This window comes from Nonomuraea sp. NPDC049378 (assembly GCF_055586745.1).
This window is the reverse complement of record NZ_JBVJHP010000009.1, coordinates 37,475-52,546: the sequence shown is the minus strand read 5'-3', so window position 1 is coordinate 52,546 and position 15,072 is coordinate 37,475. Positions and strand designations below refer to the sequence as shown.

The 15,072-nt window shown below is 69.9% G+C and carries 15 protein-coding genes; 11 read left to right on the top strand and 4 right to left on the bottom strand.

Translation table 11 applies throughout. From position 1 onward, the window contains the following. Positions 1–18 precede the first annotated feature (18 nt). On the bottom strand, positions 19–192 hold the full coding sequence (locus ACZ6SA_RS20415; RefSeq protein WP_347646412.1) for a hypothetical protein: 174 nt from the start codon (positions 190–192) through the stop codon (positions 19–21). 520 nt (positions 193–712) lie between these two features. Between ACZ6SA_RS20415 and ACZ6SA_RS20410 the strand changes: the two genes are divergently transcribed. Both ACZ6SA_RS20410 and ACZ6SA_RS20405 read left to right on the top strand, forming a co-directional pair. Beyond that, complete coding sequence (locus ACZ6SA_RS20410; RefSeq protein WP_347646413.1) at positions 713–1,018, top strand: hypothetical protein; 306 nt, start codon at positions 713–715, stop codon at positions 1,016–1,018. 445 nt (positions 1,019–1,463) lie between these two features. Continuing rightward, complete coding sequence (locus ACZ6SA_RS20405) at positions 1,464–1,748, top strand: hypothetical protein (protein WP_347646414.1); 285 nt, start codon at positions 1,464–1,466, stop codon at positions 1,746–1,748. 948 nt (positions 1,749–2,696) lie between these two features. Here ACZ6SA_RS20405 and ACZ6SA_RS20400 read toward each other — a convergent pair. Both ACZ6SA_RS20400 and ACZ6SA_RS20395 read right to left on the bottom strand, forming a co-directional pair. Then, positions 2,697–3,002 carry a hypothetical protein gene (locus tag ACZ6SA_RS20400; protein ID WP_347646415.1) on the bottom strand — a complete coding sequence of 102 codons (306 nt, stop codon included), beginning with the start codon at positions 3,000–3,002 and terminating at the stop codon, positions 2,697–2,699. Positions 3,003–3,384: 382 nt separating this feature from the next. Then, entirely contained in the window at positions 3,385–3,717 is a 333-nt protein-coding gene (locus ACZ6SA_RS20395) for a hypothetical protein (protein ID WP_347646416.1), read from the bottom strand. Positions 3,718–4,412: 695 nt separating this feature from the next. Between ACZ6SA_RS20395 and ACZ6SA_RS20390 the strand changes: the two genes are divergently transcribed. From ACZ6SA_RS20390 to ACZ6SA_RS20350, 9 genes are all read left to right on the top strand, one after another. Then, complete coding sequence (locus tag ACZ6SA_RS20390; RefSeq protein ID WP_347646417.1) at positions 4,413–5,405, top strand: alpha/beta fold hydrolase; 993 nt, start codon at positions 4,413–4,415, stop codon at positions 5,403–5,405. A 44-nt stretch (positions 5,406–5,449) separates the two neighbouring features. After that, the gene (gene moeZ / locus ACZ6SA_RS20385) at positions 5,450–6,631 is read left to right on the top strand and encodes an adenylyltransferase/sulfurtransferase MoeZ (protein WP_347646418.1); all 1,182 of its coding nucleotides are present in this window, start codon (positions 5,450–5,452) and stop codon (positions 6,629–6,631) included. A gap of 22 nt (positions 6,632–6,653) precedes the next feature. Beyond that, the gene (locus tag ACZ6SA_RS20380; protein ID WP_347646419.1) at positions 6,654–7,373 is read left to right on the top strand and encodes a hypothetical protein; all 720 of its coding nucleotides are present in this window, start codon (positions 6,654–6,656) and stop codon (positions 7,371–7,373) included. Positions 7,374–7,393: 20 nt separating this feature from the next. Further along, complete coding sequence (locus ACZ6SA_RS20375) at positions 7,394–8,602, top strand: S8 family serine peptidase (protein ID WP_347646420.1); 1,209 nt, start codon at positions 7,394–7,396, stop codon at positions 8,600–8,602. 53 nt (positions 8,603–8,655) lie between these two features. Continuing rightward, positions 8,656–9,558, top strand: coding sequence for a hypothetical protein (locus ACZ6SA_RS20370; protein ID WP_347646421.1), 903 nt, complete (start codon positions 8,656–8,658; stop codon positions 9,556–9,558). Beyond that, entirely contained in the window at positions 9,552–10,700 is a 1,149-nt protein-coding gene (locus ACZ6SA_RS20365) for a S8 family peptidase (protein WP_347646422.1), read from the top strand. The genes ACZ6SA_RS20370 and ACZ6SA_RS20365 overlap by 7 nt, the downstream gene beginning before the upstream one ends. Positions 10,701–10,748: 48 nt before the next feature. Next, positions 10,749–11,108 (top strand): hypothetical protein, encoded by a 360-nt coding sequence (locus tag ACZ6SA_RS20360; RefSeq protein WP_347646423.1) that lies wholly within the window; start codon positions 10,749–10,751, stop codon positions 11,106–11,108. Next, positions 11,096–11,410 carry an MGMT family protein gene (locus tag ACZ6SA_RS20355; RefSeq protein WP_347646425.1) on the top strand — a complete coding sequence of 105 codons (315 nt, stop codon included), beginning with the start codon at positions 11,096–11,098 and terminating at the stop codon, positions 11,408–11,410. Before ACZ6SA_RS20360 ends, ACZ6SA_RS20355 begins: the two co-directional genes overlap by 13 nt. 207 nt (positions 11,411–11,617) lie before the next feature. After that, a complete protein-coding gene (locus ACZ6SA_RS20350; RefSeq protein ID WP_347646426.1) occupies positions 11,618–14,365 on the top strand; it encodes a CDP-glycerol glycerophosphotransferase family protein in 2,748 nt (915 codons plus the stop codon). 15 nt (positions 14,366–14,380) lie between these two features. Here ACZ6SA_RS20350 and ACZ6SA_RS20345 read toward each other — a convergent pair whose 3' ends face one another. After that, positions 14,381–14,995 (bottom strand): NUDIX domain-containing protein, encoded by a 615-nt coding sequence (locus ACZ6SA_RS20345; protein ID WP_347646427.1) that lies wholly within the window; start codon positions 14,993–14,995, stop codon positions 14,381–14,383. Between the last annotated feature and the right edge of the window lie 77 nt (positions 14,996–15,072).

Here is a 15,072-nt window from a genome sequence, read left to right as displayed (position 1 = left end):
CGCGGGCCGGGACGCGCCCTACCTGTCGACGTGGCAGGCCGCCTCGACAGCGGAACCTGGTTCGCTCTGGCAGCGCGCCTGGACGCGGGCGTCGCGGATGTGGCTCAACACCGGCGGCAGACGGCGGCCGTTGACCGGCGAACCGCGGTCGGCGAGCACCTTCGCCTCGGTGACGGCGGCCGGTGATGGCACCGTCCCACCCTGGCCCTGGCCCGCCATCGTGTACGGCGCGCGGCCGTGCCCCGTCGCCGGGGTTCGAGGTTCACCACCTGACGTCTTCGTCCTGTGCCCGGAGGCGCTGCGGGCCGGAGACGGTTCCGGCGGCGGGGACGTTCAGGCGGAGCCGGTGTCCCGGGCGTCGCGCAGGTGCGCGCTGGACGGACACACGCCCGTCAGGGACCGCGCGCCGGACCGCCGGCCCTGCCTGGCCATGGCCGTGCGCCGGCCCGACGCGGAAGTCGAAAACGAACCCCGCCGCCATGATCAATCATCGAATCGGACAAACCGGATAATTCATAGCATTTCATTGGATAAATGTTTAATAGAAGCAATAACATTGTTAATGCCTAGCAAAATGGGGCGATAGCTGTTTGTCTCCCTTCGTGGCGGAAATGACATTCCGTGGATGACTCTTCAGCAGCCGTCCAAGACTGTTTTCTGTTTATCGGGAAACGCGAGAACGGGGCAATCGATCCTTTAGGGGGAAAACGCAATGCCCAAGCTCAAGAGTGCTATCGCAGGCCTCGCCATCAGCACGGCCCTGACTGGTGGTGCGGTCGCCGTTGGTGCGGCGACGACCTCGTCCGCCGCTGGTGCCGCCACCCAGGTCAACACCGGCACATCCGTGGTCGCGGGTGGCTGCCATGGCTGGTGGCGCTGCGGATGGCGCCGTCACCACCACCACAGGATGCATGTGAGGGTGAAGGTCCACAACAGGAACCGCAACATCAACAGGTTCCCGCGTCCGACTCCGACTCCGACGATCACCATCACCGCCACTGCTTCAGAAGACGAGTAGGGTGATCCGCCGGACGGCGCAGAAATGAGGAGTCGTCTTTCACGTACGGTCGCCGCTCGCGGGGAGCTGGAATTGGCCGGGTGAACTCTCGACTCTCGGGAACGGCCCGTGCATTCATCGCACGGGCCGGTCCTGAGCTTTGTTTCTAGGTCCTACGGCAATCACTGGTGAGGGCTCTGCCGGCATCCGTCGCGGGGCCCTCGCTGCCGTCTTGCAAGTGGTGGGCCAAGAGCTCTGTTGCATGATGCGTGGCGTAAAAGCCATGACGATGGATGTGGCCGGAAAAGGCTTGCTAATTCCAGTTAGATGGACATTGTCTCGGTTAGATGCAGGATGCGGATGAGCCGCTAGTGGGGAATCCGTGCCGCTTCCCGGCATTCTGGTATCTGCTGGTTATCCGGGAGCACAAAGAACGGGGCAATCGATCCTTTAGGGGGAAAACGCAATGCCCAAGCTCAAAAGTGTTGTCGCAGGCCTCGCCGTCAGCACGGCGCTGACCGGTGGCGTGGTCGCCGCGGGCGCGACCACGACCGCTGCCAGTGCCGCCACCCAGGTCAGCGCGGACACGTCCGTCCTGGCGGGCGGTCACTGCCACAAGCGCCGCTGCGGTTGGGGCTGGGGCCGCTGGGGCAAGTGGCGCCGGCACCACCACGGCCACGGCCGCATCCGGATCGTCATCATCAACCGGAACCACAACCACAACCGCTTCGACCACGACCGGTTCAGGTGATCGGCTCGCTCATGGTCTGAGCCCGTGGCGCAATTTCCCTGCGCCACTGTAGGAGTCCGCTGAATGCGATGTACTCCTGCATGGGAAGGGGTGCCCGCATTTGATGGGATCGACGTCATCTCTCCGTAGAAAACGACGTCCTCCCACAAATGCGGGCACTCGACTTCTCTGCCACGCCTCCACCACCGACCGCTCACCCCCGCCATCCCCTACCCCGACATCCCCACCCCGGCAGCTCCCCGCCGCTCCACCCTGACCGCCTCCCCACCCCGCTCGGGCCGGTTCCCCGCCGCTCCACCTGGTCCGCAGCGCCCTGCTCGACCAGTGCCGCCGGCCTTCACCACCGCGCGTCAACGCTTCCACCGCAGCCACCCCAGGCGGCCGGCACACGCAGGTGGGCATGTCGGCCGCGCGACCGGCATGGGCACGATCGAGGGCGCCGGCCCGGCTCCGGCCGGGGGCATGGTTCCCAGAGCACGGACGAGGGACGGTGCCGGAGCAAGAGGGGCCGAGAAGCACGGCGCCCGAAGCGAGGCGGGACGCAGCGTGCGCGGGTGGATCTCAGGGGACTGGATGGTGAGCGGGTGGCTCACGCGGTGATGATTACAGCCTGCGTGCCCCGACCCACTGGTGCGTCGGCCTGCTCGTGTGTGCGCCGGTGGCAGGCGCGCCCGTCGACCCGCCCGTGTGTCCGTGCTGCCCGCCCGTTCGTGCCCTTGCTCCCCAGCCCGTCCGGTGTTCGTCGCCGGCGACGAGGAGGCTCCCGGAGTGCGGTACGAGGAACGCGAAGTGCCCGCATCCGCTGGGTGGACGTCGAGACTCCGAAAGGAGGACGTCGGTCGCCGCGAATGCGGGCACTCTGTGGTGAACCGGAGTTCATCGCCTTGGCGGACTCCGGGGGTGGCGCAGGGAGCGCGCCACCGGGCTCAGGTTATGGCGTGAGCCCGATCACCTGAACCGGTCGTGGTCGAAGCGGTTGACGTTGTGGTTCCGGTTGACGATGACGATCCGGATGCGGCCGTGGCCGTGGTGGCGGTGACGGCCCCACTTGCCCCAGCCGCCCCACCGGGCCCCGCGGCCCCAGCCCCAACCGCAGCGGCGCTTGTGGCAGTGACCGCCCGCCAGGACGGACGTGTCCGCGCTGACCTGGGTGGCGGCACTGGCAGCGGTCGTGGTCGCGCCCGCGGCGACCACGCCACCGGTCAGCGCCGTGCTGACGGCGAGGCCTGCGACAACACTTTTGAGCTTGGGCATTGCGTTTTCCCCCTAAAGGATCGATTGCCCCGTTCTCCCATTTCCTGCGATCACAAGGATCGGCGGGAAGCGGGATCGGATGTCTCGCTAGCGATTCATCCGTGGTCTACATATATCCGAATCAATGACCAACTAACCGCAATTGTCCAGTTTTGCCGGATAGTAGAGACCTGTATGGCTTTTGTGGGGATGGCTGCCACAGCATGTGTCGTACAAATGCAGCGAGGGCCCCCTGGCTGACGCCAGTGGGGCCCTCGCCGGGAGTGCCGTGCGAGATGCGGAGAATGAGCCCGATATTCGCTGGTCGTGTTCACGTCGCCGTGTACGACGACCATTCACGGATAACGGGTGCTCATTCCTGCTCCATCAATTCGCGGTGATGTCACCAGTCACGGTTGTGGTGGTGGCGGTGGCGGCGCTCGCCGTTCTCGTTGCGGTTGTCATTGCGGATGACGACGCAGATGTTGCCGCGGTGGTGACGGCGGTGTCCCCAGCCCCAGCCGCCACCGTGGTGGCCGTGACGCTTGCACTTCTGGCGGTGGTGACGCCGGTGTCCCCAGCCCCAGCCCCAGCCGCCGTCGTCCCCAGTGACGACGGACGGGCCGGAGCGGACCGGGGTGTTGGCCTCGGCGCTGGTCGCGCCCAGGCCGACCACGCCGCCGGTCATCGCCGTGCTAAGGGCGAGGCCTGCGATAACACTCTTGAGCTTGGGCATTGCGTTTTCCCCCTAAAGGATCGGTTGCCCCGTTCTCGACGTTTCCGGGTGACCTGAAAGCAGGTCTTGGACGGCTGCTGAAGAGTCATCCGTGGAAAGTCATTTCCTGGGCTGTGGGCGGGCAAACAGGAATCACCCTATTTTGCTGTGCATTAACAATCTTATTGCTCGGCTTAAACATCTATCCAATGAAATGACATGATATGTCCGATTGTGCCGTTATCCAGAGGATCGCAGCACGGAATGGCGGATACTGCCCGTCCTGGCGTCCGGTGTCCTGGGCGCGCGGGCGCAATACCCCGATCGGTATTTGTGGTGCACGTATTCGCCGACACGATGGAATGGCGCGATCGACCGGCGGCACTCATTCGTGCGTCGGCGGGCATGCCTGAATGGGCGCGGCGTCGCCGCCCCTTCGTTGATCCCGCCATTAACGGTAAGTGCTACGGCGATTACGCTGGGTGTCGCTGGTCTGATGGTTTCCAGCCACGCCTGCCATAAACGGCAAACGATGGCTTTTGCCGCAGTCTTGGGGTGCCATGAGATCCCTTAGATGCCTATGGAGCGGTATATGCCGATATGTCCAGATCGACGGGCCCAGCATGCCCGCCCGCCGCGGCGCCGGCTGCCTCAGAAGAGCGTGGTTATCGTTGAGGAGACGGGAAGAGACGCTCCAGCGCGACCAAGGAGGCTCGATGATGACCGCGGAGCCGGTCCCGCACTGGCCGGGACGCATGATCGGCTCGGTGCACGTCCGATCCACCCAGCCGGCCCCGGGCGAGACCTGGGCCGGTTCCTCCACCGCCAGGCCACCCCACGGCGAGGGACCGGGCGCGGCGCACGCGCACGCGGTCAGGGAGGGCCCGACGGAGCAGGCCGTCTTCGTGCACGGGCTGGCGGGTTCGGCGACCAACTGGACCGATCTCATGGACGAGCTCAAGGACGAGGTCACCTGCCACGCCCTCGACCTCCCCGGCGCGGGTCACTCGCCGGTCCCCGCCGACGGCGACTACACCGTCGCGGGCCATGCCAAGGCCGTGATCGGTCTGCTGGAGCGGACGGGACCCGCCCACCTGTTCGGCAACTCGCTCGGCGGCGCGGTCTCCGTCAGGGTCGCCGCCTGCCGTCCCGACCTGGTCCGCTCGCTCACCCTCATCTCGCCCGCCCTGCCCGACCTGCTCCCCAGGTACGGTCCCGTCCGCGTGGCCGCCGCCGCGCTGCCCAGGCTGGGCGAGTGGGCGGCGAGCACGATGCGGCTGCTCCCGGCGGAGCAGCGGGTCAGCGCCTCGCTCGCCATGGTCTACGCCGACGCCGACGCCGTCCATCCCGAACGCCTGCGCGACGCCGTCGACGAGCAGCGCAGGCGCGACGACCTCCCCCACGCCGGTGAGGCCGTGATCGCCTCCGCGCGGGGCATCGTCGCCGAATACTTCCGCTTCGGCGAGGACAACCTCTGGCGCCAGGCGGCGAAGGTCGAGGCGCCGACCCTGATCGTGCACGGGCGGCACGACCGTCTGGTCCGCCCGGCCATGGCCGCGAAGGCGTACCGTACATTCCGGAAGGTCAGGCTGGTGTTGCTGCCCACGGCCGGGCACGTGGCGATGATGGAGACACCGCAGGTCGTGGCGGCGGAGGCACGCCGTCTGATCGGTGAGACTCGATTGGGGAATGCCCGACTCGCCAGCTAGGTTTCAAGGTGAGATAAGACCCCCTGCAAACGGGAGCGTAGAAAGTGTCGTTGCCACCGCTGGTCGAGCCGGCCGCAGAGCTGACCGTCGACGAAGTGCGCCGCTACTCGCGTCACCTGATCATTCCCGATGTGGGCATGGCGGGGCAGAAGCGGCTGAAGAACGCCAAGGTGCTGTGTGTGGGCGCCGGAGGCCTGGGCTCGCCCGCGCTGCTCTATCTCGCGGCGGCAGGTGTCGGCACCCTCGGCATCATCGACTTCGACGTGGTCGATGAGTCCAACCTGCAACGCCAGGTCATCCACGGCCAGTCCGACGTGGGCAGGCTGAAGGCCGAGAGCGCCGCCGCGTCAGTCCGTGAGATCAACCCGCTGGTCGACGTCGTGATCCACAACACGGCGCTGAGCACGGAAAACGTCATGGAGATCTTCTCCGGCTACGACCTCATCGTCGACGGCACCGACAACTTCGCCACGCGCTACATGGTGAACGACGCCGCGGTGCTGCTCGGCAAGCCGTACGTCTGGGGGTCGATCTACCGCTTCGACGGGCAGTCGAGCGTGTTCTGGGCCGAGCACGGGCCCTGCTACCGCTGCCTCTACCCGGAGCCCCCGCCTCCCGGCATGGTGCCGTCGTGCGCCGAGGGCGGCGTGCTCGGCGTGTTGTGCGCGTCGATCGGCTCCATCCAGGTCAACGAGGCCATCAAGCTGCTGACCGGCATCGGCGATCCGCTGGTCGGGCGACTGATGATCTATGACGCCCTGGAGATGAAATACCGCGACGTCAAGGTCCGCAAGGACCCCGAGTGCGTGCTGTGCGGGAAAAACCCGACGGTCACGCAGCTGCTCGACGACTACGAGGCCTTCTGCGGCGCGGTCTCCGAGGAGGCCGCCGAGGCCGCCAGCGGCTCCACGATCACGGCGCTCGAGCTCAAGGGCATGATGGACCGCGGCGAGAACATCTACGTCGTCGACGTCCGCGAGCCCAACGAATATGAGATCGTCTCCATCCCCGGCGCCAAGCTGATCCCCAAGGGCGAGTTCCTCAACGGCTCGGCCCTGGAGAAGCTGCCGCAGGACAAGAAGATCGTTCTGCACTGCAAGTCGGGCGCGCGCTCGGCCGAGGCGCTGGCGGTCGTCAAGGACGCCGGTTTCTCCGACGCCGTCCACGTCGGCGGCGGCGTGCTGAGCTGGGTCAAGACGGTCGACCCGAGCCTGCCCAGCTACTGACGGTCTCAAAGGGGCGCTCGCCGTGGATTCCGCACGCCCCTGGCCCACCCTGGTGACGGCCTCCGCGCTGACGCTGATCTGCGCGGTGGCCGCCGGGGTGGCCGGCAGCGCGGCGGGCACGGAGCTGACCCGCGGGCCGAGCACGGCCGAGTTGCACGCGGCGGCCCAGCGCGAGATCGCCGAGCGCTGGCGCGCCTGGCCCACGGGCCGCATCTTCCCCACCACGCTGGCCTACGCCGCTGAGCAGGGCGGGCGAGAGCGCGCCAGGAGGATCGGCATCTCGTCGCACACCTCGTGCGCGGACTCCGTGGACGCCGGGGCCGCCACGGCGTTGCGCGCGGCGGGCTGCCGGGGCGTGCTGCGGGCGACCTACATCGACGCGCTGCGCGGGGTGCTCGTGACGATCGGCGTCGTGGCCATGCGCGACGAGCGGGGTGCCCTGCAGGCCAAGTCCGCCTTCTCCGACAGCGGCGAACCCGAGCCCGGGCTGCGGCCGCTGGCCTTTCGCGGTACGGTGGCCGACCGGTTCACGCCTGCCGTACGCCAGGCGGGTTCTGTGCGCCAGGCGGGCCCCTATCTCGTGCTGACCACGGCCGGCCAGGTGGCCGGGCGCCCCGCCGACACCGTGGGCGAGCAGCGGCCCGCCATCTTCGCCTTCGCCACAGAGATCTCCGAGCACGTGCTGTCGAAGCTGAGCACGCCACGGATGCCCGACTGCACGGCCGAGGAGTGGGTGTGCTGAGGCGGGGCAGAGGCGGGGCTGTGCTGAGGCGAGGCGCGGTGGTGGCGGCGCTCGGGTCGTTGTTGCTCGCGACGCCGCCCGTCTGGGCCGACGACGTGCGGGGCGGCCAGCAGGCGGTGATCGAGACGCTCGACCTCGCCAAGGCGTGGCGCACGACCAGGGGCGCGGGGGTGCTGGTGGCCGTGCTCGACTCCGGTGTCGACCGTCGCCATCGTGACCTGGCCGGCTCGGTCCGTGTGGGCAAGGATTTCACTGTGGGCGCAAACCCGCGGGGCGTGATTCCACGCAGGTTGCACGGCACGTACATGGCCTCGCTGATCGCCGGGCACGGCCACGGGCCCGAGGGAAAACGGGGGATCATCGGCGTCGCGCCCGAAGCGCACGTACTGTCGGTAAGGGTCATCCTCGAGGATGAAGAGCCCGGTTTCCGGGAGTTCAACTCCGCCGAGCGCTTCGAGGACGTGGTGGCCCGTGGCATTCGCTACGCGGTGGACGAGGGAGCAGACGTGATCAACATGTCGATCTCCAAAGAGCTGGCGACCCGGCAGGAGCGTGCGGCGATCCGTTACGCCATCTCCAAGGGTGTCGTGCTGGTGGCCGCCGCCGGCAACCACGGCGACAACAAGATCGACGGCGACTTCGCGCCCTACTCCTACCCGGCGGCGTTCCCCGGGGTCGTCTCGGTGGGGGCGACGGACCGGCGGCTGCGGCGGGCCGCGTTCTCCAACCGCAACTCCTCGGTGCTGGTGTCCGCACCGGGCGTGGACATCATGGGCGCGGGCCCTGGCGGCCAATACTGGGTCGGCAGGGGCACCTCGCAGGCGACCGCGCTGGTGTCCGGGGTAGCCGCCCTCATTAAAGCGAAATATCCGGATATGTCGCCGCCGCTCGTCGCCCGCGCCCTCTCCACCGGCGCCACCGACCGCCCGCCCGGCGGCTACGACACCGCCACCGGCTTCGGCGTCGTGAACGCCACCAGGGCGCTGGCCGAGGCCGGCAAGCTCGCCGGGCACACCGAGACAGCCACCGGCGCCGAGGCCCACGACCCGGCCAAGCCGCTGGCCGGCGGCCACGCGGGCCCCGTCAGGGTCATCACCAGGGACCAGCGGCAGGTGACGCTCTACTCCGCCATCGCCGCAGCGGCGGGCGCCGGCGCGCTTCTGTCCCTGGCCGTCATCTTCGTCCTGGTCAGGCGCGTACGCCGGGCGCAGAGCTCACAAGAGGCATGATCCGCCTACTTAGGGGGACGAAATAGACAAGCGAACGCGGGAACGAGGCGGTGGTGAAGGCACGTAGGACGACCTCAGGGCTTCCGCGCGCCGGGGGAGAGGCCACGCAGCGACGGAGCAACCCGCTCGGCGCCGCGACCGGCCGCAGGTCACGCGTCCGCGCATGGCCCGCGGCCAATTCCCGCACGCGCACGGCGGCCCGGCAGCGCGCCCAGATGGACGACCTCAGGCAGGGCATCCGCTACCGGCGCATCTTCGTCGTGCTGCTCGGCGTCATCCTCGCCGTCTCGGCCGTCGTCGTGCTGCTGGGCTCGGTCGGGCTGGTCGCCGAGACCCGCTCGCGCCCGCTGACCGCCGCCGAGCAGAACCAGTACAAGGACGAGGAGATCGCCAGGCGCTGGCAGGCGTGGCCGGCCACGGGCGTCTTCCCGGAAGAGGTGAAGTACGTCGGCCTCGACCGCGCCCAGCAGTACGCCAGGCGCGTCGGCATCGCACCGGAGACCGACTGCGGCAAGGGCGTCGACGCCTCCGTGGCCGGGGTGCTGCGGAGCCACGGCTGCGTCACCGTGCTGCGGGCCACGTACACCGACCAGACGGCCGCGTTCGTCATCACGGTCGGTGTCGCCGTGCTGGAGGACGAGGAGTCCAGGGTCTCGGCGACGGACGAGCTCACCAAGGACGACCGCGTCGGTGTGCTGCCGGTCGCCTTCCCCGGCACGGTGACCGAGCGCTTCGGCCCCCAGCAGCGCCAGCGCACCGGCTGGGTGGGCGCGGGGCCGTACATCGTGTTCTCGACGGCGGGCTACGCCGACGGGCGCACCAGGGCCGCGGTCCCGCCCGAGGAGATCCTGCACAGTGAGTTGTGGCCGGCTGCCAGGTCGGTCGGCAACCAGATCGCCTACTTCCTGGCGGACCCGCCCAAGGTGCCGCCCTGTACCCAGGGGAACGTGTGCTGAACGCCGTACGCACGCTCACGGCCGCGCTGCTCGTCCTGGCGGGACCCGCCGCCGACCCCGTACGCGACCAGCAGCAGTGGGTGCTGGACGCGCTCAACATCGAGCGGGCCTGGTCGGTCACCAAAGGCGCGGGCGTCACCGTCGCCGTCGTGGACAGCGCGGTGGACGGCGAGGTCAAAGAGCTCAAGGGCCGCGTGACCGCCGGCCCCGACATGACCTCGGGCGCGGTGAGCCGCGAGGTGTCGCCGGGCAGGCACGGCACCGCCATGGCCGGGTTGATCGCCGGCTCGGGCGAGGACGGCGGGTTCACCGGCGTCGCCCCGGAGGCGCGCATCCTCTCGTTGCCCCTGGTCACCGACGAGGAGCCCACGATGGCCACGCCGGCGCCGGACGCGGGGCGCTCGCGGGAGAGCCCGCTGGCCCGCGCCCTGCGCTACGCCGCCAACCACGGCGCCCAGGTCGTCAGCATGTCGATCGGCTCCTACGGCCCGCTCAGGTCCGAGCGCGAGGCCGTCTCCTACGCGCTCGGCAAGGGCGTCGTGCTGGTGGCGGCCGTGGGCAACGACGGCCAGACCGACTACGCCAAGAAGGAGGACACCTCCTACTGGAGCTTCCCCGCCGGCTACCCGGGCGTCATCGGCGTGGCGGCCACCGACAAGCAGGGCAGGCGGGCGACGTTCAGCAGCGACAACCTGTCGGTGATGGTCGCGGCGCCCGGCGTCGGCGTGCCCGTGGTCAAGCGCAGGAGCGGCTACGAGATGTCGCAGGGCACCAGCTCGGCCGCCGCGCTCGTGGCGGGTGTGGCAGCGCTGATCAAGTCGCTCCATCCGAAGATGCGGCCCGAGCAGGTGGCCCAGGCGCTGTCGTCGAGCGCCAGGGGCCGGCCCGCCGCCGGTTACGACGACCAGACGGGGTTCGGCGTGGTCGACGCGGCGGCCGCGCTCAACGCCGCGGGAAGCCTGACCGGCGCGAAACGCAGCGTCGTGCCGGGGATGGAGCACTTCGGGGAGGGCGAGGACTCACCCGTCCCGGCGCCTCCGGGGCCCGACCCGCTCCGCCTGGTGTTGTACGGCGGCGGCGTGCTGGTGGCGCTGGTGGCGTTCTGCGGCGCGATCATCATGCTCAATCAGCGCAAGGAGTGAAAGGCTCCGTACGACGGGAGGAGTAAACATCCGCTATGGTCCCCCGTCATGGGATACGAGCTGCGGGTGGTGCGTGAGTCACCACTCGCCTTCGCGGAGCTCGCGAAGGCCATCGCTCCGGCCGGTTTCGAGCTGCGCGGATCTGACGAGATCGTGGCCGGTCACGGGGGCGCCGCGCACGCGGTGGCACGCTGGGACGACCAGCTGATCGGCGAGCCGGGCTCCGACTGGCAGGTGGCACAGCTCCTGCGGTTGTCGGCCGCGCTCGGCGCCCGGCTCGTGGGCGAGGACGGCGAGGTCTATGCTCTGCGTGACGGCGTCATCGAGGTCGAGGCGGGCGGCGGCACGGTGGAGATCGGCAAGTTCGACGAGATCATCGACGCCGGGCCGGCCTCATGGACTCCATGAACCCGTTCGCGGAGAAGGTGCTCGATCTCGTGGAGCGCATCCCGCCGGGCAGGGTCATGGCCTACGGCGACATCGCCGAATACCTCGGCGAGGGCGGTCCGCGTCAGGTCGGCGCGGTGATGTCGACGTGGGGCGGAGGCGTGCCGTGGTGGCGGGTCGTGCACGCGGACGGCAGCGGCGCCGCCCCTGACCACCTGCGGAGATGCCTGGCTCACTGGCGCGAGGAGGGCACTCCGCTGCGCGGCGAGCGGGTGGACATGCGACTGGCCCGCTGGGACGGGCGTTCAGCGGATTTTCAGTAAGCGGCTTGACCAGCACTTTCGCCGAACGGGCGATTCTGTGACATGTGACGCGCATTACCATGGGCAGAACACTGATGGCGGCCCGAAAGGCGGTGCCTCCCCATGGCCACCGGCGTTACAGCCCAAAGCCAGGGCGGCGATTCGCTCGCCGACCGCCTGAAGGCTGTCCAAGATCTTTGTGATCGTGGCGAGCCTCTCGAAGCGGTCATGCGAGCGGTCGGTCCAGGCGGTCGCGACGCGGCGTTCGACACCGAGGTGCTGAGCGGCCCTCTGGGGAACCGCATGGACCTCGCGGTCAAACGAGGCGCGGCGCGCCGGCGCGAGATGCTCCAGCTCATCCGCCCCTACCTGGCGGGCGTCGACGCGCGCGTCAAACGTGACCTGCCGGTCGCGCGCCGCGTCATCTGCCACCTGATCGAGCACCGCCCCGACGATGAGCTCGTCGAGGGCGAGACGCTCACCACGGTCGTGGCCGCGGCGGCCGAGCCGTCCAAGCGCATCCGCAAGGGCCTGCGCTGGTACGCCGAGCTGCCCTTCAGCGACGAGTTGCCGTCCGACCTGCTCCGGCTGCGCCGTTCCGACCTGGTCCCGGTGACCCACATCGACGACATCGTCTGGGTCGACGGCAGGCTGCGCGTCACCGGCTTCGCCTACCTGGCGGGCCTGTCCGTGCGCAGCCGCAGGTTCAACTGGGCGACCGTGGTGCTGCGCGGCCCGCGGTGGTTGCCGCCCATCCGCATGCGCACCCGCCGGGTCCTCGCCCCCGAGGCCACCCACGGGGCGCGCGAGCCCGGCTGCAACTACGACTGGTCCGGATTCACCGCGGAGCTCAGCCCGTGGTCGCTGCGCTGGCGCGGCGCCGTGCGCGGCGCGGTGTCCGCCGTGCGGCGCCGGATGCGCCACCGGCCCTCCGTGCCCGACGCCACGACGTGGCGCGCGGAGATCGTGTTCTGGAGCCGGGGAGCGCGGGCCACCGGCCTGCTGCGCGGCTTCTCGATCGGCAGGGCCGAGCGCCCGGCCGGGCGCCTGCTGAAGCCCGGCTGGTGGGCCAGGCCGGTCTGGACGTCCGACAGGGCGCTGCAGATCGTGCTCCAGCCCAACCGGGCCGAGCTGAAGGGCGTGTCCCTCGACGGCGAACGCCTCGAGCTCAAGATCTCCCTGCCCGGCCGTACGGTGACCAAGGGCCACGCCAGGCTGGGCGGTCACCGCATCGCCGCCGACTTCACGCCCTCGGGCGACGGCACGCAGGTCGTCGTCGGGCTGGCCGTGCCCGCGCTGCTGCAGGAGAAGGACGGCCGGCGGCTCTGGGTCGAGCCCAAGGGCGACCCCGCCGCGTCGGTCATGCTCGCCGACCTTGTCGAGACCCGCGCGACCGTGGGCGACCGCGAGATCACCGTGCTCGGCGACCGGCGTGACCGCGTCGTCGTCTCCGCCCACCGCATCCGGCCGGTGATCACCTCGGCGGACTGGGAAGGGCCGGTGCTCGTCCTGCGCGGCGACTATCCCGACGCGCCCGGTCCCCGCACGCTCACGTTGCGGCACAGGTCAGGGCTTTCCTACTGGATCCCCATGGATCGGTCCGGCGACGCGTTCACCGTACGCGTCGAGCCGGCGGCCATGGACCGGTTCGGCGATGCCGTGCCGCTGACGTCCGGCACCTGGAACATGTCGGTGCGCCACCCTTCGGGTGAGATCGTGCCGCTGCGCGTCGACCACGCCGCGCTGCCCGCGTTCGACGAGGACCCGCGCACGTTCGACGGGCGCACCTTCCGGATGATCTCCACGCGGTTCGACGTGCCGGTGGTGACGGTCGAGGAGGACCGGCCCGCCGACGAGCGCGGCGTGGCGGGCACCCACGTGCTGCGCCGCGTGTTCTACCCGGCCCAGCGCACCGAGCCCCTGACGGACGCGACCGCCTACGTCGTCAACGACGGGCGACTCTACGCCGACAGCGTCCGCGCCATCTACGAGGAGCGGCTGCGGCGGGGCGACGACCGCGAGCACATCTGGATCGTCAAGGACGGCGCGTTCGTGCCGGAGGGCGGCGCGACCGTCGTGCGTGCCGGCAGCCGCGAGCACCACGCGGCGCTGGCCAGGTCGCGCCACATCATCACCAACACGTTCCTGCCCACGTGGTTCCGCGCCCGCGAGGACCAGGTCGTGGTGCAGACCTGGCACGGCACCCCGGCCAAGCACCTCGGCAACGACCAGCCCCACATGCAGCGCGACCCGAAGCCGCCGATCTGGTACCGGCAGGCGGCGGAGGTGCGCGGCTGGGACCTGCTGCTGTCGCAGTCGCCGTGGGCCACGCCGGTGCTGCGCAAGGCGTTCGGTTACAAGGGTGAGGTGCTGGAGAGCGGCCTGCCCCGCAACGACGTGCTCACCTCGCCCGACCGCGACGCGCTCGCGGCGGCGGTGCGCGAGCGTCTCGGGCTGGCCCCGGGCAAGCGGGTGGTGCTGTACGCGCCGACGTGGCGTGACTACGACCGCAAGAACGCCATGGTCAAGCTCGACCTCGCCAAGGCAAGGGAGGCGCTGGGCGCCGACCACGAGATCCTCGTACGCGCCCACCCGATGCAGGCCATGCCCGCTGTCCCCGACATCGCCCGCGACGTCACTACATATCCGGACATCGCCGAGTTGCTTCTGGTGACCGACGTCCTGGTGACCGACTACTCCTCGGTCATGTTCGACTTCGTCTGCACCGGCCGCCCGATCGTGTTCTACGGCTACGACCTGGCGAAATACTCGTCGAAGCGGGGCCTCTACCTCGATCTGCCCGAGCAGGCGCCGGGGCCGGTGCTCTCGACGTCGGCCGAGGTGATCGACGCGCTGAGGTCGATCGACGAGGTGGCGGCGGCACACGCGGACCGTTACGACGCCTTCCGCGCCACGTTCGCGCCCAAGGACGACGGCAAGGCCACGGCGCGCGTGGTGGACCACCTCTTCCCCTGACGGGGCGGCCGGCCGTCAGAAGAGGTCGGGCAGGTCGGGCAGGAGGAGGCGCCTGCCGGGATCGTGTGCGGGCTCGGCGGGCGGCCGCGCCGAGCCCTCGTGAGGGGTGTGCTCCACCAGGAGATAGAGCAGCGCCGCCACGCTGGTGCCGCAGACCATCTCCCCGTCGGCGATGAGCCCGCGGACCAGGGAGAGGTGGAGCCACTCCACCCGCGTGGCCTCCGGCGGATCGGCGGGCGGCGCGACGCGGGTGGCCGACTCGGCGCGGTAGACGTGGTGCAGGCTGTCGGAGAGCCCGTTGAACGGCTGGACGGACAGCAGCGGGCGCAGTGGGCCGGGCCGCCATCCGGTCTCCTCCTCGACCTCGCGGGCCGCCGCCGCGATCGGCATCTCGCCCTCGTCGATCCGCCCGAGCGGGATCTCCCAGCCCCAGGTGTCGGTGATGAAGCGGTGCCGCCAGACCAGCAGCACCCGGTCGTGGCCGTCGGTGACGACGGCCCCCGCGCCGGGCGCGGTGCGGACGAGCCGGCGGTCGAGGTGGCGCCCGTCGGGCAGCTCCACGTCGGCGACCCTGAGGTCCAGCCGCTCGTCGGAGTAGAGCGACGTCTCGGAGTGGACCAGCCAGCGCATGACTACAGGTTACTGGACATCGCTCTGCGTAGGCAGGATGAAGCCCGGAGCGAACGGCGGGGCGGCGTGTCGCCGGG